Here is an 18,932-nt window from a genome sequence, read left to right on the forward strand (position 1 = left end):
CCGTCCGCTCCGCCACTTATTCGAGAGTCGTCTCATTAAACACGAACAGCAGGGGTGTAGCTCCAATTGGCAGAGCAGCGGATTCCAAATCCGCGTGTTGGGAGTTCGAATCTCTCCACCCCTGCCATATTTAAGGCTCTAGTCGAAAGACTAGAGCCTTTTTACTTATATAAACAAAACCAGCTATTAAGTTGTTCTACCAACTCCCTTTTGTCTCTTGTAAAGCTTACGTCCTTACTCAAATTTTCGAAAGAATGCTTAGCTACATTGTTTGTTCTACGGCAGTTTTTCCTAGCCCCCAGTTTATCTGCTCTCTTCTTCTATCGACGATGTATATTCTGCCCAAAGTTGATTGAATTGCGCTGGTAGTGGGGAATCTTGAAACTTTTCTTTGGAGAATAGTAAATACATATCTTTCTCGAATAGGGGCTTACTGTGGTAGGTTATTTTAGCCGCGTCTTCTAAGGGTAAGATCTGACTGATCCTCATTAGACCAGTTTCTATGGTTGCCGGATAGGCATCAAGTCGTTCCTTAAACAGCAACTGAAATATATAGGTATCGGTGTTGCCGGTGAAAGGCTTTAACCCCATATCTATTAACACGTCTCTTGCCGTGTAGTCGACAACGGCACCTAGTCTGTATTTGTGTAAATCATTGCTATTTTGCCAATCAAAGTTGTTATCTCTTCTGTGGAAGAAGACCACTTTTTGAGTCATTATCTTATCTGACAGGATAAAATCATCTCTTCGGCTTGCGTTTTCGAACCAAGGGAAAGTAATGTCAAACTTTCCGGATTTTACCCCTTTCAAAGCTCGCGCCCACGACGTGTATTCATACTTTACTTCATAACCTAGGGTTTCAAAAATAGCTGCAATTGGAACTTGGAGTTGGCGATGGTTGGAATTAGAACTTGAAGTGTGTGGTGGGTAGTCATCTAGCGCGATAACTAAGCTCTTAGCCTCTACTAAAAATGGAACAAGCAATAGTAGAGCTAAGTACTTCAGGTATGGCACAGTGTTATCCTTCGTGGAATTAAAGCTGAGTACTTAAGTATAGTTACAAAAAAGCCCACTCAGTAGAGTGGGCTAAATAATTCAGTGTAAAGATTACTTTAAAATCGCTTCGTTACCGTTTTCACGAATGTGTTTAAGCATTCCTTTAACACCACGAGCGCTTGAAGCGACAACATTACCAGACTTCATGTAGTCCGTACCGCCTGCAAAATCAGTCACAATTGCACCAGCTTCGCGAGCAATTAACTCACCGGCCGCGATATCCCAAGGTTTTAAGCCTAGCTCGAAGTAACCGTCAACACGGCTAGCTGCTAGGTAGCATAGATCTAATGCCGCAGAACCAGTACGACGGAAGTCCGCACAGTCTACGAATAAAGAAGACATGATCTTGAAGTAAGACTCAGAGTGTTGCTTCTGTTTGAACGGGAAACCTGTTGCTAGAACAGTGCCTTGTAGGTCTTTGAGCTGTTTAACACGGATGCGTGCGTTGTTTAGCTGGGCGCCAGCACCGCGTTGTGCAGTAAATAGTTCGTTTAGCATTGGGTCGTACACACAGGCAACTTCAGTTTTGCCTTTGATACGTACAGCGATTGAAACAGCGAAGTGTGGCAAACCTTTTACAAAGTTTGTTGTGCCATCCAGTGGGTCGATGATCCATTGCACGTCTTTATCTTTACCTTCGATAATGCCATTTTCCTCAGCAACAATTTCGTGCTCAGGGTATGAGGCTTTAATCGTATCGATAATGAGAGTTTCCGCTTCTTTGTCTACGTTAGTAACAAAGTCATTCGCGCCTTTCTGAGTAGATTCGATCTTCTCAGCATTTTCTAAAGATTTAGCAATATGGTTGCCAGCTTTTCGTGCAGCACGAATAGCGATATTAAGCATTGGATGCATACTAATTTCCCAACGGATGTTAAAGAACAGAAAAACGGGCGGCAGTATAACAGATAAATGGTGAAATGGAAGTGGTTAATTTTTGCACTTTCAGTTTTATTCATTGCAAGGGTCTGACCATTTTACTCAGGTATATGGTACTATCTTGCAGCTCAAATTTTGTGTTCGGATATCATCAATGCTTAACAACGTAAAAGTCGTCCTTGTCGGCACTTCTCACTCAGGAAATATTGGTTCAGCAGCCCGTGCAATGAAGGTTATGGGGTTATCCAACCTAGTGCTTGTTGATCCTCAGTGCAGCGTTGATGAACAAACCCTAGCGTTAGCTGCTGGAGCAGCGGATATCGCGCAAAATGCCCAAGTTGTATCAACGCTGACCGAAGCGGTAGCAGATTGCGCGTTAGTGGTTGGCTCTAGTGCTCGCTCGCGTACTTTAGAGTGGCCGATGCTTGAACCGCGTGAATGTGGGCAGAAGTTTGTTGAAGAAGGTCGATCAGCGCCAGTGGCTTTAGTGTTTGGGCGTGAACGTACCGGCCTGACGAACGAAGAGCTACAAACTTGTCATTATCATGTGTGTATTCCTGCAAATCCTGAGTACAGTTCGTTGAATTTGGCGATGGCAGTACAAACACTCAGTTATGAAGTTCGTATGGCCTATTTAGAGCGACAACAAAGCCAATATGAATCGCAAGAGGCCGCAGAGTATCCAAGACACAAAGAGTTGGAATTATTCTTTTCGCACCTTGAAAAAGTGGCTAAAGAGACCCAATTTATCAGTGATGAACAGCCTGGTAAGGTAATGAATAAACTGCGTAGGCTATTTAGCCGCGCTCGGCCAGAAGCACAAGAACTCAATATTCTGCGTGGCATTCTGACAGCAATTGAAAAGCGTATCTCCTAATAAAGATTAACCTTTATAAAATAAAGGTTAAATACCTGACTAAATTAGTTGGTTAAATACTTGACCGTTTTAGTCGGGTATGAAATAATTCATACCACATAAACGGTGTGGATATGGTGTTATATGAGACTTACATCTAAAGGAAGATACGCAGTGACAGCCATGTTAGATGTGGCTCTGCATTCGCAACAAAACCCTGTGCCTCTGGCTGATATTTCCGAGCGCCAAGGGATCTCTTTGTCTTACTTAGAGCAACTGTTTTCTAAGTTACGTAAAGCTGGCCTTGTTGCTAGTGTTCGTGGACCTGGTGGTGGCTACCGACTAGGTGAAGATGCTCACTCAATTGCAATTGGTACTGTAATCGCTGCCGTTGATGAGTCAGTGGATGCGACTAAATGTAATGGTAAGGGTGACTGCCAAGGTGGCTCTCGTTGCCTTACGCACACACTATGGCGTGATTTAAGCTCGCGCATTAGCGACTTCTTGAACAACATCACTCTAGGTGAGTTGATGACTGACAACGAAGTCCTTGAAATTTCAGATCGACAAGACATTGATCTTGCCGTTAATCATGGGTTCGCTAATAAAAATACAAACGCCGCGCCCATCGGTGTAAATGTACGCTCATAAGCGATTTGCCTGTTACATTGGAGTAGAAAATGAAACTGCCTATTTATCTTGATTATTCAGCGACTTGTCCTGTTGATCCTCGTGTGGCTGAAAAAATGGTTCAGTACATGACTATGGACGGTACGTTTGGTAACCCAGCATCTCGTTCACACCGTTACGGCTGGCAGGCAGAAGAAGCGGTGGATAATGCTCGCGAGCAGATCGCTGACCTATTGAATGCGGATCCTCGTGAGATTGTATTCACGTCTGGCGCGACCGAATCAGATAACCTAGCGATTAAAGGTGCTGCTCACTTCTACTCGAAGAAAGGCAAGCACATTATCACTTGTAAGACAGAGCACAAAGCGGTGCTTGATCCATGTCGTCAACTTGAGCGTGAAGGCTTTGAGGTGACTTATCTTGAGCCAGAATCAAACGGCCTTATCGATTTGAACAAGCTTGAAGCAGCGATGCGTGAAGATACTGTGCTTGTTTCAATCATGCACGTAAATAACGAAATCGGCGTGATTCAAGATATCTCTTCAATCGGTGAACTTTGCCGCGAACGCAAGATAGTGTTCCATGTAGATGCCGCTCAATCTGCGGGTAAGCTACCTATCGATGTTCAAGAAATGAAAGTGGATCTTATTTCTCTTTCTGCGCACAAAATCTATGGCCCTAAAGGTATCGGTGCACTTTACGTTCGTCGCAAACCTCGTATTCGCCTAGAAGCGCAAATGCACGGTGGCGGTCATGAGCGTGGTTTCCGATCTGGTACGCTAGCGACTCACCAAATTGTTGGTATGGGCGAAGCTTTCCGCATTGCAAAAGAAGATATGCAAAAAGACTTCGAGCACGCATTAGCGTTACGCACTCGTCTACTTGATGGTGTAAAAGACTTAGAAGCGGTAACAATCAACGGTGACCTTGAGCAACGTGTTCCACATAACCTAAACATCAGCTTTGCTTTTGTTGAGGGTGAGTCATTACTGATGTCGCTAAAAGATCTAGCGGTATCATCGGGTAGTGCATGTACCTCTGCAAGCTTAGAGCCTTCGTACGTTCTACGTGCTCTAGGTCTTGATGATGAACTTGCGCACAGCTCAGTTCGTTTCTCATTCGGTCGTTTCACTACGGCAGAAGAGATCGACTACGCAATTGAACAAATTCGTACTGCAGTGATTAAACTGCGAGACATGTCTCCTCTATGGGATATGTACAAAGAAGGAATTGACCTAAGCACAGTTGAGTGGGCTCACCACTAAATCTGGTTCAGTCATTCCAAGGATAGAAATAGAGGATTCGAGGTAAATATCATGGCATATAGCGAAAAAGTAATTGATCACTACGAGAACCCACGTAACGTTGGTTCATTTGATAAAGACGACCTATCTGTAGGCAGCGGCATGGTTGGTGCGCCTGCGTGTGGTGACGTAATGAAGCTTCAGATCAAGGTAACTCCGGAAGGTATTATCGAAGACGCGAAGTTCAAAACGTATGGTTGTGGTAGTGCTATCGCATCTAGCTCACTGGTTACTGAGTGGGTGAAAGGCAAAAGCGTCGATGAAGCAGCAGCAATTAAAAACTCTGAAATTGCTGAAGAACTAGAATTGCCGCCAGTGAAAGTTCACTGCTCAATTCTTGCTGAAGATGCAATTAAAGCAGCTGTCGCTGACTACAAGAAAAAACACCAACAATAAGTAATCAGTATATAATGGGAGGCTTCTCTCCCATTTCATTCGCCACATAGACAAACTAAGGTGCAGTATGGCCATTACAATGACAGAAACCGCGGCAAGTCGCGTTAGAACATTCCTAGAAAACCGAGGTAAAGGCATCGGTTTACGCTTGGGTGTGAAAACGACCGGGTGTTCTGGTATGGCATATGTACTGGAGTTCGTTGATGAGCTGAACGAGGAAGACTCGGTATTTGAACACGAAGGTGTTAAGGTCATCATCGACCAGAAGAGCCTAGTGTATTTAGATGGTACTGAGTTGGACTACGTTAAAGAAGGCTTGAATGAAGGGTTTGAATTCAATAACCCAAATGCGAAAAGCGAATGTGGTTGTGGTGAAAGCTTCAACGTGTAATTGAAAGGCCTGTGAGTTTTTTGACTCACAGGTTTATTACCAAGGATAGAATTCTCCATGAATTACTTTGAATTATTTGGGCTACCAAGTCAGTTTAATCTGGATGGTAGCCTTCTTTCTTCACAGTTCCGCGAACTCCAGAAAAAGTTTCACCCTGATAACTTTGCAACTGCATCTGAACGAGATCGTTTGATGGCAGTGCAGAAAGCGGCACAAATCAATGATGCTTATCAAGTCCTTAAGAATCCAATCTCAAGAGCTGAATACATTTTGTCACTCAATGGTGTTGAGATTCGAGGTGAGCAACAGACCATGCAAGACCCTATGTTCTTGATGGAGCAGATGGAGTTACGTGAAGAACTCGAAGATATTTCATCTTGCGCAGAACCTGAAGAGGCTTTGTTCGACTTCGAAAGCAAAGTGAGCAAGATGTTTAGGCAGCAGCTAACCGCTACCGAGAAACAGCTTGATGAATCAGTTTGGACGCAAGCCGCTGATAGCGTGCGTAAGCTAAAGTTTATCGCCAAATTAAAAAATGAAATCGAACTAGTGGAAGACAAGCTCCTCGGCTAGTTAAAAACAAGGACCATCCATGGCATTACTTCAAATTGCAGAACCGGGTCAAAGCTCGGCTCCACATGAGCACAAACTCGCAGCTGGCATTGATTTAGGTACTACTAACTCTCTGGTTGCGTCTGTTCGAAGTGGCGACGCGGCAACATTGCAAGATGAACAAGGTCAAAGCATCTTACCTTCGGTTGTTAATTACTCTGGAGAGACTCCCGAAGTTGGCTGTAGCGCAAAAGCGAAAGCTGAACTTGATCCTACCAATACCATTATCTCAGTAAAACGCTTACTGGGCCGTTCGCTAGAAGATATTCAAGCACGTTACCCAAATTTGCCGTACCAGTTTAAGGCCAGCGATAATGGCTTACCAGTGCTCAAAACCGCGAGTGGTGACAAAAATCCGATTGAAGTGTCAGCAGAGATCCTCAAGTCGCTAGGTAAGCGAGCAGAGCAAACTCTTGGTGGTGAGCTAGCAGGTGTTGTTATCACAGTTCCTGCTTACTTCGATGATGCGCAGCGTGCAGGAACAAAAGATGCAGCTAAATTAGCGGGATTGCATGTTTTACGTCTTCTTAATGAACCAACTGCCGCGGCAATTGCCTACGGTTTAGATTCGGGGCAAGAAGGAGTCATTGCTGTTTATGATCTTGGCGGTGGTACATTTGATATTTCAATTCTACGCCTATCTAAAGGTGTGTTTGAAGTTCTGGCAACCGGTGGTGATTCAGCGCTGGGCGGTGACGATTTTGACCACCTTCTTGCTGATTACCTAGTTGATAAAGCGGGCATTTCAGGATCGCTAAGCGCAGAGCAGATGCGCAAGGTATTGAATGTTGCAACGGCAACTAAAATTGCATTTTCAGAACAAGACGTTGTTGACGTTAATGTTTTAGGTTGGCAAGGTCAGATCTCTCGTGGCGAATTTGAAGACTTGATTCGCCCATTGGTTAAGAAAACCTTACTCTCTTGTCGTCGCGCGATGAAAGACGCTGAAGTCGATACCGATGAGGTTCTAGAAGTGGTCATGGTCGGAGGCTCGACGCGTACATTATTAGTGCGTGAAATGGTCGGCGACTTTTTTGAACGCCAACCGCTAACCAGCATTAACCCCGACGAAGTGGTTGCGATTGGCGCGGGTATTCAAGCAGATATTCTGGTAGGCAACAAACCTGACTCAGAGATGCTGCTTCTTGACGTGATTCCTCTTTCGCTAGGTATTGAAACCATGGGCGGATTGGTTGAAAAGATTGTACCACGCAATACCACGATTCCCGTTGCTCGTGCACAAGAGTTTACTACGTTCAAAGATGGCCAAACCGCAATGAGCGTTCATATCGTTCAGGGTGAACGAGAAATGGTTGATGATTGCCGTTCATTAGCACGCTTCTCGCTGAAAGGTATTCCGCCAATGGCAGCAGGTGCTGCACATATTCGCGTGACTTACCAGGTGGATGCCGATGGGTTGCTGTCTGTAACTGCGATGGAAAAAAGCACTGGTGTGCAGTCTGAAATTCAGGTTAAGCCATCCTATGGGCTCAGCGATGACGAAGTGGCTAATATGCTTCGTGATTCGATGACGTATGCCAAAGAAGATATGAATGCACGCGCTCTGGCTGAGCAACGTGTTGAAGCCGATCGCGTAATTGAAGGTTTAATTGCCGCAATGCAGGCCGATGGCGATGAGCTACTGACTGAAGCAGAACGTCAGGCCTTACTAGCTGCAATTGAAGCGCTGATTGAACTGCGTAATGGCGACAGCTCAGACGCAATAGAACAAGGTATCAAAGATACTGATAAAGCGAGCCAGGATTTTGCGTCTCGCCGTATGGACAAATCGATTCGAGCTGCTCTGTCAGGTCAATCAGTCAATGATATTTAAGAGAAAGAGTTATGCCTAAGATTATTGTATTGCCGCATGAAGATTTATGCCCAGAAGGTGCGGTTTTGGAAGCGAATACAGGTGACACAGTACTTGATGTTGCTTTAAAAAACGGCATCGGCATTGAGCACGCATGTGAAAAATCTTGTGCTTGTACAACTTGTCACATCGTGATCCGTGAGGGTTTTGATTCACTTGAAGAGAGTGATGAGCTTGAGGACGACATGCTCGATAAAGCCTGGGGCTTAGAACCCGAATCTCGTCTTGGCTGCCAAGCGAAAGTGGCAGATGAAGACTTAGTGGTTGAAATTCCAAAGTACACTCTGAACCTTGCGTCAGAAGGTCATTAATCTTTAGCTGTTATCAGCCCCCAAATCAAACGATGAGAGCAGAAGGAAGGTAAGCAATGAAATGGACAGATTCACGCGATATTGCGATAGAGTTGTGCGACAAGTTTCCTGAGATCGATCCGCAGACTGTGCGCTTTACCGATCTTCACCAGTGGATTACTGAGTTAGAGGAGTTTGACGACGAACCTAACCGTTCCAACGAGAAGATTTTGGAAGCCGTGATCTTATGCTGGATGGATGAGATAGATTAATCCTTAAACGGAAACCTATCTCAGTTAACAAAATTTACCAAAAAAGACGGACCTTAGGGTCCGTTTTTTTATCAATTTAACATTAAAGTGTTAACATCTCACCGTAAGCAGAAAAAGGCGTAGGCAACGCCAGTACAGACAAGGAGAAACCATGTCTACACAGATGTCAGTATTTGTCAGCCAAGAGCCAGCAGCCCCACACTGGGGTGAGGGGGCGATTCTTTCGTTCTCTGATTTAGGTGCAACCATACATCTTGGCAAGGATCATGATTTAGCTATTCAACGTGCCGCTCGCAAGCTTGATGGTCAAGGTGTCGCGTCCATCTCTTTACAGGGAGAAGGTTGGGATCTTGAAAGTATTTGGTCTTTTTATCAGGGCTATCGTGGGCCGAAGAAACTTAACCAAGTGGTTTGGCAAGAGCTCAAAGAGCAAGACCAAGCAGAACTTGACGCTCGTATCAAAGCCACTGACTTTACTCGAGATATTATCAACAAGCCTGCCGAAGAAGTCGCGCCACGCCAGCTAGCAACGATGGCTGCCGAGTTTATCAAATCTGTCGCACCTGAAGGTACGGTGACCGCGCGTATTGTCAAAGACAAAGACCTACTGGCCGAAGAGTGGCAGGGTATCTATGCAGTTGGCCGCGGCAGTGAACGCACATCGGCAATGTTGCAGTTAGACTTCAACCCGACAGGTGACGAGAATGCGCCAGTATTTGCTTGTTTAGTGGGTAAGGGTATTACCTTTGATTCAGGTGGTTACAGCATTAAACCTTCGAACTTCATGACAGCGATGAAAGCGGATATGGGAGGCTCAGCGACAATTACTGGTGGCTTAGGTCTTGCTATCATGCGTGGATTGAACAAACGTGTGAAACTGATTCTATGTTGTGCTGAGAATATGATTTCAGGTCGTGCATTGAAGTTGGGTGACATTATTACCTACAAAAATGGCAAGACAGTAGAAATCATGAACACAGATGCAGAAGGTCGTCTTGTTCTTGCTGATGGTCTAATTTATGCGAGTGAGCAAAACCCTGAGCTAATCATCGATTGCGCAACCTTAACGGGGGCAGCTAAAAATGCCCTAGGTAATGACTACCATGCGTTGATGAGTTTTGATGATGAGCTATCGCATCAAGCTTTGAATGCAGCACGCGAAGAAAAAGAAGGTCTATGGCCGTTACCATTGGCAGAATTCCATCGTGAGATGTTGCCATCTAACTTTGCCGATCTTTCGAACATCAGCAGTGGCGACTACTCACCAGGTGCGAGCACGGCAGCCGCGTTCCTATCTTATTTCGTTGCAGACTATAAAAAAGGTTGGTTGCATTTTGATTGCGCGGCCACTTATCGCAAATCCGCAACGGATAAATGGGCTGCAGGTGCGACCGGTGTTGGCGTACGAAGCCTTGCTGGTCTACTTATTCAGCAAGCAAACAAATAATGCCAAGAGGCCACAGAGCCTCTTTTATTAAAACAAAGAGATAACGAAAGGATACCTTATGGCTCTAGAGAGAACTTTTTCTATTGTTAAGCCTGATGCAGTAGAACGTAACTTAATTGGTGAAATTTACCACCGTATTGAAAAAGCGGGTTTGCAAATTATTGCCGCTAAGATGGTACATCTTACCGAAGAACAAGCGAGTGGCTTCTATGCAGAGCACGAAGGAAAAGAATTTTTTCCAGCACTGAAAGAGTTTATGACATCTGGTCCAATTATGGTTCAGGTACTGGAAGGTGAAAATGCCATCGCTCGCTACCGTGAGCTAATGGGGAAAACGAATCCTGAAGAGGCCGCATGTGGCACTATCCGTGCTGATTATGCGATAAGCATGCGTTACAACTCAGTGCATGGTTCGGATAGCCCTGAGTCAGCAGCACGCGAAATTGAGTTCTTCTTCCCACAAGCAGAAATTTGTCCTCGTAAATAACTCGAGAACGAAATTTAACCCAATCAAAAGCCAGCCACTTCAGTCGCTGGCTTTTATATTTTAGCTGACTTTTTGTCCTCTTATAGTAAGCTAATTGTTATTAAGGATGTGGCTTTTTAGTTAGGCCGACAGGAGCTGATTGGTTGATAGGGACTTCGTTATTAAGGAATTTTGTCATCGTTTGCCTTGTGGGGATCGGGATAACGATGAGCGCAGAGTCGTACGGCGCTATCACATCGAGCGACATCTCTTGGTACGATTCAAACCAAGATGTTATTCCTGACGAAAATAGTGACACGGATAACTTACTTCAATCTCAACGCACATCTTTTAGTCTGACCGGTGGTGGACATGCTAGCCTGCTTACATTTAGCCTTGCTGTGCAAGGGGACTATGTTGTCGACTTTCGAAGTTCTGCTCTTATCGGGGTTTTTAGGCATTGGCTATATGATGAAAATGGCCAAAAAGTTGCGTATTTTCAAGGTGGGCTGCTCGAACAAAATGCCATCAATGATTATTTTTTGCGTAATGGTCGCCATGTCAATTTAACTGCTGGTAGTTACACCTTAGTCACCTAGCAGGACTCTCAGTTTAATATCGCGCCACCAACACCATTTGTGATGCCAGAAGCCGAATATAAACAGGAAATACAGTTAGGAAACAGTATCACGCTTATTGGGCTGGGTATTTTCTTTGGGCTGTTCTTTTACTACTTTGTCTTATCGATTACCCGCCTTAGCTGGGTGGATTTGAGTTACGCTGCTTTTATCCTTGGCAATTTGATTTTTAACGCGACTAGCCTGTTGGTCATACCGAGATTACTCGATATTCATTGGTATGGTGGCGCGAGTTGGCCAATTCTACTTTCCAATATCGCTTATCTGCTATTTGTCATGAAGCTGCTCGGGATACAGCGTTCTCAAGATCGCTGGGTATGGTGGTTGGGCACAGCTTTGATTGCTCTATTTAGTGGGTTCCTACTTTTATCATTCTTCTTTATCCATTACCAAAACGAGTTTAACCGCTCTGCCGTTGGCATGTTTCTCTTGTTTGGTGTAATCGCGGGTAGCTACAAAGTGTGGCGTGGAAATATTGTTGCAAGGTGGTATTTGCTGGCTAATTTTGGATTCGTGTTATTTGGCACGGTCGCGATTAGCCAAGAGCAGGTTGCGGACTTGAAAACCATCTATATGGCACATTTTGGTTTAATCGCTGTTGTCTGCGAAGTTCTTATGCTTTCTTGCGTTATTGCCTATCAAATGACACGTTTGCAACAAGAGAAAGTCTTGGCATTGCGCCAAGCTGAAGCGCATTTGAAGATAGCCCAAACAGATGTTCTAACCCAACTACCAAACCGATATGCGATGGAAGAAGCGTTGCAGCAAGTGACGGGACGAGATGTCTTTATTTATATTGATCTTGATGGTCTTAAACGTTGTAACGATAATTTTGGCCATGAGATGGGGGATAATTTGCTGATTTCATTTGGGAAAAAACTAGACGCCTTGCTGCCCAAAAACAGTCGATTATTTAGAATCTCTGGTGATGAGTTTGGTGTTATTGCCCCGAGTCGCAGTAAGAATAAGGTGACGAAAGCTCTGCAAAAACTCGATCAAGAACTCAAACATGAATTCTTGCCCAATGTTGGTGTGAGCTATGGTGTTGCGCGTTTTGACGAACTCGCTTCGTCTCACTCAGTGGTTAGAAAGGCAGATGAGCGAATGTTTGTTAGCAAAAGAGCCAAGCATCAGGCAGTCAATAGCGTGTGAATTCACTTGGATGAAATTGGTTCTTCATTTCGCTTGATGAGGATTATTAGGTGGTTTGTGCAAAGTCTGATATTGTGGCGAGTTTTCAGCTACTCAATAGACTGATAAAGAGAGTGCTACGTTCTAGTCGTCAAGACGAACTAGACAAGGAGTAAAAATGGACGACTAGTCTTAGCAATGTCGTCTATCCTTATACAGGTAATTTTGAGCACGATATGCTGGTTTGCCCATGTGTTACTGAAGGCAAATTAAAGCGAAAATTTTTTAACATACCGAGCACGCAAGGGTATCAGTCTTGACAGATTGTGATATACTCTGCGCGCAATTTATACCTTATAAACAGAGTAAGACAATGGCAGATTTATCAAAGTACAGAAACATTGGTATTTTCGCGCACGTTGATGCGGGTAAAACTACCACCACTGAGCGTATTCTAAAGCTTACTGGTAAAATCCACAAAACTGGTGAAGTACACGACGGTGAGTCAACAACTGACTTCATGGAGCAAGAAGCTGAGCGTGGTATCACAATCCAGTCTGCTGCCGTAACGTGTGAGTGGAACGGCCACCGCCTAAACGTTATCGATACTCCGGGACACGTTGACTTTACAGTAGAAGTATACCGTTCACTGAAAGTACTAGATGGTGGTATCGGTGTATTCTGTGGTTCTGGTGGTGTTGAGCCTCAGTCAGAAACTAACTGGCGCTACGCGAACGAATCAGAAGTATCTCGTCTGATCTTCGTTAACAAACTAGACCGTATGGGTGCAGACTTCTACAACGTTGTTGACCAAGTTAAGAACGTTCTAGCGGCTAACCCACTAGTAATGGTTCTTCCAATTGGTCGTGAAGACGACTTCGTTGGTGTTGTTGATCTGCTATCTCGTAAAGCATACGTATGGGATGACTCAGGTCTTCCAGAGAACTACGAAATCCAAGACGTTCCAGCTGACATGGTTGATGACGTTGAACAGTACCGTGAAGAGCTAATCGAAACTGCTGTTGAGCAAGACGATGACCTAATGGAAGCTTACATGGAAGGCGAAGAGCCAACTGTTGAGCAACTAAAAGCTTGTATCCGTAAAGGTACTCGCGACCTAGCATTCTTCCCAACATTCTGTGGTTCTGCGTTCAAGAACAAAGGTGTTCAGCTAGTACTAGACGCTGTTGTAGATTACCTACCATCTCCAACAGAAGTTGATCCTCAGCCTCTAACAGATAAAGAAACTGGTGAGCCAACAGGCGAAGTAGCAACTGTATCTGCAGAAGAGCCACTACGCGCTCTAGCATTTAAGATCATGGACGACCGTTTCGGTGCCCTAACATTCATCCGCATCTACTCTGGTGTAATGAAGAAAGGTGACACTATCCTTAACGCTGCTACAGGTAAAACTGAGCGTATCGGCCGTATGTGTGAGATGCAAGCGGACGACCGTAATGAAATCACTGAAGCGCAAGCTGGTGACATCATCGCGGTTGTTGGTATGAAGAACGTTCAAACAGGTCACACTCTATGTGATCCTAAGCACGAATGTACTCTAGAGCCAATGATCTTCCCTGAACCAGTAATCTCTATCGCTGTAGCGCCAAAAGATAAAGGTTCTACAGAGAAAATGGGTATCGCGATCGGTAAAATGGTTGCAGAAGATCCATCTTTCCAAGTTGAGACTGACGAAGATTCAGGCGAAACTATCCTGAAAGGTATGGGTGAACTTCACCTAGACATCAAGGTAGACATCCTTAAGCGTACTTACGGCGTTGAGCTAGAAGTAGGTGCTCCACAGGTAGCTTACCGTGAAACTATCACTCAAGAAGTTGAAGATAGCTACACGCACAAGAAGCAGTCTGGTGGTTCTGGTCAGTTCGGTAAGATCGATTACCGTATCAAACCAGGTGAGCCAAACTCTGGCTTCACGTTCAAATCAACAGTTGTTGGTGGTAACGTACCTAAAGAATTCTGGCCTGCAGTAGAGAAAGGCTTCGCAAGCATGATGGAAACTGGTGTTCTAGCTGGCTTCCCAACGCTAGACGTTGAAGTTGAGCTATTCGACGGTGGCTTCCACGCAGTTGACTCATCTGCAATTGCTTACGAAATCGCAGCGAAAGGCGCATTCCGTCAGTCTATGCCTAAAGCAGGTGCACAGCTTCTAGAGCCTATCATGCACGTTGACGTATTCTCTCCAGAAGACAACGTTGGTGATGTAATCGGTGACCTTAACCGTCGTCGTGGTATGATCAAAGACCAACAAGCTGGTGCTACTGGTGTTCGTATTAAAGCAGACGTTCCTCTATCAGAAATGTTTGGCTACATCGGTCACCTACGTACTATCACTTCTGGTCGTGGTCAGTTCTCTATGGAGTTCGCACACTACTCAGCTTGTCCAGTAAACGTTGCTGAGCAAGTAATCGCAGAAGTTAAAGAGCGTAACGCTAAGAAGTAATTCTTTTTGTTAGCTAGATAGCTTATAAAACCCCTGATGTGAAAGCATCAGGGGTTTTCTTTTTAGTGGGAAGAAAAACCAGCCTATCTATTTTGGGCTACGACTATCGATAATTTCCAAGCCTAAATGATCGACTTTTCGGCACTCTTCAGCTTGGGCAAATATCCATTGGCAGAAGCGTTTTATCTTATCTCTTTTGAAGTAGGCTCTAGGTGCGCACAAGAAGTAATTGTAGTCAGTACGTTGAGCTAAATTTCCGATTCTGACTAATTTACCCTCGTCAATATAGCGCTGAGCAAGCGTATGTTTAGCCAAAGCAACGCCTTGTACCGCAAGGGCACCTTCCAGTACAAAATGTGAACCATTGTATTTTAAGCTCGGTTTCGACGCTTTATGGCCGACGTTGTTAAGCCAAATTCCCCAATCAATATCGCGCCAGTAATCCTCAATTAAGTCAGCCCCCGTTAGGTCACTGAGTTCGTATATACCATGCTGTTCTTGATAAATTGGGTGACAGACGGGATAAAGCAGCTCTTCAAACAACAGTTGTGAATTGATGTTGGGGTAATCCCCTGGACCATAGCGAATACACAAATCGAGATTTGAGTTCTGAAAATCCGCCAGATCACTGGTGGGCTCGATCATCAACTCTAAGTCAGGGTTTTGCAGCCTAAAGTTGCCTATTCTAGGTACCAACCAGTGCTGAGCGAACGAGGGAAGTGTCGAGATAGATAGTTGGTTGGGATTGGGATCTTGGTTAATTTGTCTAATCCCGCGGTGCAGGTGATCAAATCCACGTTGCGCTTGTTGATAAAGGATTTCGCCTTCCATGGTTAAGCTGACTTTGCGGTGTTGTCGATAGAATAGCTCAGCCCCCAAGAAATCTTCTAATTGCCGAATCTGTTGGCTGATAGCCGCTGCGGTAACATAAAGCTCCTCGGCTGCAAGCTTGAAGCTACCGAGTCTCGCTGCTGTGTAGAAGTAATAAATCCCCTGCAAAGGCGGTAATCGTTCTTTCACTTTAGTTTTCCTTAACTGAATGTCAGTTTGTATCGTTTGAGCGAGATGCTCTTATAGTCGATTATTTACTCAACAAAGACAAGAGTGGAGAAATACTATGGATACTTCAAATTATGCTTACAAACAAAAAGCACTACAAACGTTTATTTCGGATAATAAAATCTTAACTAAAGTAACCCGCTGGTGGCGTAACTTTACAACGCGTAGACAGCTTCAACATCTCTCTTCACACCTATTGAATGATATTGGTTTAACCAAGGAGCAAGCTCAGCAAGAAAGCTATCGTCACTTTTGGGATAAGTAACTTTTTCTTTGGTTTCATTGGATGGGATCTCATCTGTAGAAGAGATTAAAAGGTGGGTTTATCAATGATGTTAGTAACGCCACCTCGGCGTCGAGCTCTGCATCCCCCAGACGAGTTAGCTGGGGGACTGTGATGGTGAGATCTCGCTGGTTAGCCAGTTTACAAAAGCCTGAATGCGATTTCGCCGTGTTGATTCACTATCATAAAAGAGGTTGAACTGAATACCTGGAGTCATTCCCAGATCAAAGGGTTTAATCAGTAGACCACGTTCGACATAATCAGCGGCCAGTGAGTCAGACACGAGACAAGCGCCATGGCCAGCCATAACGGCATTCATTGCATGATCAAAAGTGCTAACATCCATCCAGCGTACTGATTCTTTGTTCATTGTCACGCCTGCTTGAGCAAACCAACTTTGCCAAGGGTAGCCGCCAGATTCGTAGTGAATCAACCAAGTGTTCAGTAACTGTTCTGGCTTTGTTAATGCGATACTCTTTGCAAGGTTAGGGGAGCAGAAGGGGTAGATAGTTTCCTCAAACAGAAACTCTTTGTGTAATTTCTGATCGTTGTTGATGTCAAGGTCATCACCTTGCCAAATGGCAAGATCAGCATCACCTTGCTTGATTCGTGGGGCATCACAACTTGTAATGATACGAATAGGGATGTTTGGATGTTGTGTTGAGAACTTCCATAGTCTCGGCAATAACCAGCGTGAGGCAAATGAAGGTGTAGAGCTGACGCACAACAAGCCTTCGACAGGCTCGTTTTGAATTTGATTTAAGCCACTTACAATCGTTTCAAACCCTTGTGACACATGCTTGAACAAGATTTTTCCTTGTTCAGTGAGCCTCATTTCCCGGCCGTCACGCACAAAAAGTTTACACCCTAAACCATCTTCCAGTTGACGTATTTTTTGGCTAACTGCGGCTTGGCTAATAAAGAGCTCTTCTGCAGCACGACTATAACTATTAAGCCTAGCTGCGACCTCAAAATAGCGTAATCCGGGTAAATGATGCAAGCGCGCATCCATAGCCAATACCTATGTGTTAGTTAGTGTTTTGGCATCATAATCTGTTTGAGCCAAAAGCAAAAGGAGAGCCGTAGCTCTCCTTGGTTTTAGTTTGGCGTTACTCTTCCCAGACCACAAGTTGCCCTTTCGGCCAGTTGTGCCCAACATCGTGGTACTTCTGTTCAAGTACGTGACGCTTGATCTTTAATGTTGGTGTAAGGATACCATTTTCGATCGTCCATGGTTCTTTGATCATCAACACACCTTTGATCTGTTCATGTGACTCAAGGTCGGCATTCATACGAGCGATGACTTTTTTCGTTGTTCTCTCGTAGCGTGCACGATCAAAATTAGGAAAATCATGTGGTACAACCAACAAAATTGGAGCAGGTAAGCCTAAGCCTATCAAACACATCATTTCTACGCGGCTGTATTCGAACAACTTGTTTTCAATTGGCACTGGAGCAACAAACTTGCCTTTGGCTGTTTTGAAGGTGTCTTTTTTACGGCCTTGAATTGTGAGGTAACCATCGTTATCAATAAAGCCAATATCACCTGTGTGTAACCAACCTTCGGCGTCAAATGACTCTTGGGTGGCGATATCGTTTTTGTAGTAGCCAGAGAAAAGGCCTTTACCGCGAACCATAATCTCATCATCTTGCGCAATTTTCAGTTCGATTCCAGGTCCTGCGTTACCGACACTACCGATTTTGTCTGCGCGGAATGGGTAGTTCAGCGTGCTATAAGCAAATGACTCGGTCATCCCCCAAGCTTCAGTAATATTAAGTCCTACACTGTGGTACCACTCAAGTAATGCTGGAGACACTGGAGCAGAGCCACAGCCTAAAACTCGTGCTTGATCTAGACCTAAACCATCAGCCAATTTTTTCTTGATCAGAGAGCTAACAAATGGAATCTTCAATAAGATGTTCAATTTCTTTTGTGGCAGTTTGTCTTGAATACGCTGCTGGAACAAAGTCCATAGGCGAGGAACTGAGATAAACAGTGTCGGCCGATGCATTTTGACATCTTCGATAAAGGTATCTAAAGATTCAGGGAAAGCGGTTGGTACTCCTCCCATAATAGAGGAACCGAAGATATAGACACGCTCAGTAATGTGCGCTAATGGAAGATATGAGAACAAGCGGTCATTCTCTTGAATACCAATATGATTAATTAACTGTTGTACAGACCAGCTAAACGCGCCATAAGTGAGCATAGCCCCTTTGGGCAGACCAGAGGTCCCTGAGGTGTAGACCAATGACATCAATTTGTCATCGTAGTGCTTAGGACGGTGCTCACTTGGAGTGGCGGACGCGATCAATTCTTTGTATTGGTACTGACAGTTTGGTGCACTGTCGTATGGTAGTGCAATTGTGATCAAATCAGCACTAACATCGATTACTTGCTGAGTTGCAGCTGCATCATCTAATTTTCCACCAATCAGAGCTTTGCTTTCACTGTGCGTTAAACAGTATTCGATGGTATCCGCGCCAGCGGTAGGGAATATTGGCACACTGATAAAGTCACCGAGCATCATAGCAAGATCGCAGATAAACCATTCAGCACAGTTTTTCGATACTAAAGCGACTTTGTCACCTGGTTTTACTCCTAATTGATTAAGTGCGCTAACCAGTTTCAAAGCTTGATCAGCGACGTCTGCATAGGTGTATTCAACAAACTTTCGATTGATGATTTGTTTAAGGTAAACCTCGTTTGGGCGTTCCTCAGCCCATTTGAGGATCATTTCATTTGGTGGGGGGAGAGCACAAGTTGGTTTGCTTAACTCGTTAGGCTGAATCATTCTCTAACTCCATGTTATTGGCAAAGTATTAGTGTTATTTTTATTGTTAATAGAATGTTAACTCTAGCATGTTAGGTGAAGTAGAGGAAAGCA

The 18,932-nt window shown here is 44.5% G+C and carries 20 protein-coding genes and 1 tRNA gene; 16 read left to right on the plus strand and 5 right to left on the minus strand.

Going from position 1 to position 18,932, the window contains the following annotated elements:
• Positions 1-50: 50 nt before the first annotated feature.
• Positions 51-127: transfer RNA gene (locus tag TW81_RS01280), tRNA-Trp, on the plus strand.
• Between the two features lie 176 nt (positions 128-303).
• On the opposite strand, the gene TW81_RS01285 is transcribed toward TW81_RS01280, so the two are convergent.
• Positions 304-1,014: a substrate-binding periplasmic protein gene (locus TW81_RS01285; RefSeq protein WP_239424266.1), complete on the minus strand. Its 711-nt coding sequence runs from the start codon at positions 1,012-1,014 to the stop codon at positions 304-306.
• Positions 1,015-1,107: 93 nt separating this feature from the next.
• Entirely contained in the window at positions 1,108-1,911 is an 804-nt protein-coding gene (gene suhB / locus TW81_RS01290) for an inositol-1-monophosphatase (RefSeq protein ID WP_045953919.1), read from the minus strand.
• 178 nt (positions 1,912-2,089) lie between these two features.
• Here suhB and trmJ point away from each other — a divergent pair, with 178 nt between their 5' ends.
• The 14 genes from trmJ (at position 2,090) to fusA (ending at position 14,702) form a co-directional block, all read left to right on the plus strand.
• On the plus strand, positions 2,090-2,812 hold the full coding sequence (gene trmJ / locus TW81_RS01295; RefSeq protein WP_045953920.1) for a tRNA (cytosine(32)/uridine(32)-2'-O)-methyltransferase TrmJ: 723 nt from the start codon (positions 2,090-2,092) through the stop codon (positions 2,810-2,812).
• A gap of 123 nt (positions 2,813-2,935) precedes the next feature.
• Entirely contained in the window at positions 2,936-3,442 is a 507-nt protein-coding gene (iscR, locus tag TW81_RS01300) for a Fe-S cluster assembly transcriptional regulator IscR (protein WP_045953921.1), read from the plus strand.
• Between the two features lie 29 nt (positions 3,443-3,471).
• Entirely contained in the window at positions 3,472-4,686 is a 1,215-nt protein-coding gene (locus tag TW81_RS01305; protein WP_045953922.1) for an IscS subfamily cysteine desulfurase, read from the plus strand.
• A 51-nt stretch (positions 4,687-4,737) separates the two neighbouring features.
• On the plus strand, positions 4,738-5,121 hold the full coding sequence (gene iscU / locus TW81_RS01310; RefSeq protein WP_045953923.1) for a Fe-S cluster assembly scaffold IscU: 384 nt from the start codon (positions 4,738-4,740) through the stop codon (positions 5,119-5,121).
• Positions 5,122-5,188: 67 nt separating this feature from the next.
• Complete coding sequence (gene iscA, locus TW81_RS01315; protein WP_004747799.1) at positions 5,189-5,512, plus strand: iron-sulfur cluster assembly protein IscA; 324 nt, start codon at positions 5,189-5,191, stop codon at positions 5,510-5,512.
• A 57-nt stretch (positions 5,513-5,569) separates the two neighbouring features.
• Positions 5,570-6,085 (plus strand): co-chaperone HscB, encoded by a 516-nt coding sequence (hscB, locus tag TW81_RS01320; protein ID WP_045953924.1) that lies wholly within the window; start codon positions 5,570-5,572, stop codon positions 6,083-6,085.
• Between the two features lie 19 nt (positions 6,086-6,104).
• Positions 6,105-7,958: a Fe-S protein assembly chaperone HscA gene (gene hscA, locus TW81_RS01325; RefSeq protein WP_045953925.1), complete on the plus strand. Its 1,854-nt coding sequence runs from the start codon at positions 6,105-6,107 to the stop codon at positions 7,956-7,958.
• Positions 7,959-7,969: 11 nt separating this feature from the next.
• Positions 7,970-8,308, plus strand: a complete 339-nt coding sequence (fdx, locus tag TW81_RS01330; protein ID WP_045953926.1) for an ISC system 2Fe-2S type ferredoxin — start codon at positions 7,970-7,972, stop codon at positions 8,306-8,308.
• A gap of 56 nt (positions 8,309-8,364) precedes the next feature.
• Positions 8,365-8,559, plus strand: coding sequence for a Fe-S cluster assembly protein IscX (gene iscX, locus TW81_RS01335; RefSeq protein WP_045953927.1), 195 nt, complete (start codon positions 8,365-8,367; stop codon positions 8,557-8,559).
• Positions 8,560-8,710: 151 nt separating this feature from the next.
• Positions 8,711-10,006: an aminopeptidase PepB gene (pepB, locus tag TW81_RS01340; RefSeq protein ID WP_045953928.1), complete on the plus strand. Its 1,296-nt coding sequence runs from the start codon at positions 8,711-8,713 to the stop codon at positions 10,004-10,006.
• A 58-nt stretch (positions 10,007-10,064) separates the two neighbouring features.
• Positions 10,065-10,493 carry a nucleoside-diphosphate kinase gene (gene ndk / locus TW81_RS01345; protein WP_045953929.1) on the plus strand — a complete coding sequence of 143 codons (429 nt, stop codon included), beginning with the start codon at positions 10,065-10,067 and terminating at the stop codon, positions 10,491-10,493.
• Between the two features lie 206 nt (positions 10,494-10,699).
• A complete protein-coding gene (locus TW81_RS18795) occupies positions 10,700-11,071 on the plus strand; it encodes a hypothetical protein (protein ID WP_052706114.1) in 372 nt (123 codons plus the stop codon).
• A gap of 42 nt (positions 11,072-11,113) precedes the next feature.
• Complete coding sequence (locus TW81_RS01350) at positions 11,114-12,262, plus strand: sensor domain-containing diguanylate cyclase (RefSeq protein WP_052706116.1); 1,149 nt, start codon at positions 11,114-11,116, stop codon at positions 12,260-12,262.
• A gap of 352 nt (positions 12,263-12,614) precedes the next feature.
• Positions 12,615-14,702 carry an elongation factor G gene (fusA, locus tag TW81_RS01355; RefSeq protein ID WP_045953930.1) on the plus strand — a complete coding sequence of 696 codons (2,088 nt, stop codon included), beginning with the start codon at positions 12,615-12,617 and terminating at the stop codon, positions 14,700-14,702.
• A gap of 87 nt (positions 14,703-14,789) precedes the next feature.
• Here the strand turns inward: fusA and TW81_RS01360 are convergent, their stop codons facing one another.
• Complete coding sequence (locus tag TW81_RS01360) at positions 14,790-15,722, minus strand: LysR substrate-binding domain-containing protein (protein ID WP_045953931.1); 933 nt, start codon at positions 15,720-15,722, stop codon at positions 14,790-14,792.
• 97 nt (positions 15,723-15,819) lie between these two features.
• On the opposite strand from TW81_RS01360, the gene TW81_RS01365 reads away from it, so the two are divergent.
• Positions 15,820-16,026, plus strand: a complete 207-nt coding sequence (locus TW81_RS01365; RefSeq protein WP_045953932.1) for a DUF1127 domain-containing protein — start codon at positions 15,820-15,822, stop codon at positions 16,024-16,026.
• 115 nt (positions 16,027-16,141) lie between these two features.
• Here the strand turns inward: TW81_RS01365 and TW81_RS01370 are convergent, their stop codons facing one another.
• Together TW81_RS01370 and TW81_RS01375 are read right to left on the minus strand one after the other, a co-directional pair.
• Positions 16,142-17,056 (minus strand): LysR substrate-binding domain-containing protein, encoded by a 915-nt coding sequence (locus TW81_RS01370; RefSeq protein WP_045953933.1) that lies wholly within the window; start codon positions 17,054-17,056, stop codon positions 16,142-16,144.
• Positions 17,057-17,153: 97 nt separating this feature from the next.
• Positions 17,154-18,839: an AMP-binding protein gene (locus TW81_RS01375; RefSeq protein ID WP_045953934.1), complete on the minus strand. Its 1,686-nt coding sequence runs from the start codon at positions 18,837-18,839 to the stop codon at positions 17,154-17,156.
• Positions 18,840-18,932: the final 93 nt, after the last annotated feature.

The sequence above is a fragment of the Vibrio galatheae genome (genome assembly GCF_000967545.1).
Classification (GTDB): Bacteria; Pseudomonadota; Gammaproteobacteria; order Enterobacterales; family Vibrionaceae; genus Vibrio; species Vibrio galatheae.

What these genes read in the sequence shown, in the direction of transcription:
- suhB (WP_045953919.1), bottom strand. Translation starts at nt 1,911, where the DNA reads ATGCATCCAATGCTTAATATCGCTATTCGTGCTGCACGAAAAGCTGGC.
- trmJ (WP_045953920.1), top strand. Translation starts at nt 2,090, where the DNA reads ATGCTTAACAACGTAAAAGTCGTCCTTGTCGGCACTTCTCACTCAGGA.
- iscR (WP_045953921.1), top strand. Translation starts at nt 2,936, where the DNA reads ATGAGACTTACATCTAAAGGAAGATACGCAGTGACAGCCATGTTAGAT.
- TW81_RS01305 (WP_045953922.1), top strand. Translation starts at nt 3,472, where the DNA reads ATGAAACTGCCTATTTATCTTGATTATTCAGCGACTTGTCCTGTTGAT.
- iscU (WP_045953923.1), top strand. Translation starts at nt 4,738, where the DNA reads ATGGCATATAGCGAAAAAGTAATTGATCACTACGAGAACCCACGTAAC.
- iscA (WP_004747799.1), top strand. Translation starts at nt 5,189, where the DNA reads ATGGCCATTACAATGACAGAAACCGCGGCAAGTCGCGTTAGAACATTC.
- hscB (WP_045953924.1), top strand. Translation starts at nt 5,570, where the DNA reads ATGAATTACTTTGAATTATTTGGGCTACCAAGTCAGTTTAATCTGGAT.
- hscA (WP_045953925.1), top strand. Translation starts at nt 6,105, where the DNA reads ATGGCATTACTTCAAATTGCAGAACCGGGTCAAAGCTCGGCTCCACAT.
- fdx (WP_045953926.1), top strand. Translation starts at nt 7,970, where the DNA reads ATGCCTAAGATTATTGTATTGCCGCATGAAGATTTATGCCCAGAAGGT.
- iscX (WP_045953927.1), top strand. Translation starts at nt 8,365, where the DNA reads ATGAAATGGACAGATTCACGCGATATTGCGATAGAGTTGTGCGACAAG.
- pepB (WP_045953928.1), top strand. Translation starts at nt 8,711, where the DNA reads ATGTCTACACAGATGTCAGTATTTGTCAGCCAAGAGCCAGCAGCCCCA.
- ndk (WP_045953929.1), top strand. Translation starts at nt 10,065, where the DNA reads ATGGCTCTAGAGAGAACTTTTTCTATTGTTAAGCCTGATGCAGTAGAA.
- TW81_RS18795 (WP_052706114.1), top strand. Translation starts at nt 10,700, where the DNA reads ATGAGCGCAGAGTCGTACGGCGCTATCACATCGAGCGACATCTCTTGG.
- TW81_RS01350 (WP_052706116.1), top strand. Translation starts at nt 11,114, where the DNA reads ATGCCAGAAGCCGAATATAAACAGGAAATACAGTTAGGAAACAGTATC.
- fusA (WP_045953930.1), top strand. Translation starts at nt 12,615, where the DNA reads ATGGCAGATTTATCAAAGTACAGAAACATTGGTATTTTCGCGCACGTT.
- TW81_RS01365 (WP_045953932.1), top strand. Translation starts at nt 15,820, where the DNA reads ATGGATACTTCAAATTATGCTTACAAACAAAAAGCACTACAAACGTTT.
- TW81_RS01370 (WP_045953933.1), bottom strand. Translation starts at nt 17,056, where the DNA reads ATGGATGCGCGCTTGCATCATTTACCCGGATTACGCTATTTTGAGGTC.
- TW81_RS01375 (WP_045953934.1), bottom strand. Translation starts at nt 18,839, where the DNA reads ATGATTCAGCCTAACGAGTTAAGCAAACCAACTTGTGCTCTCCCCCCA.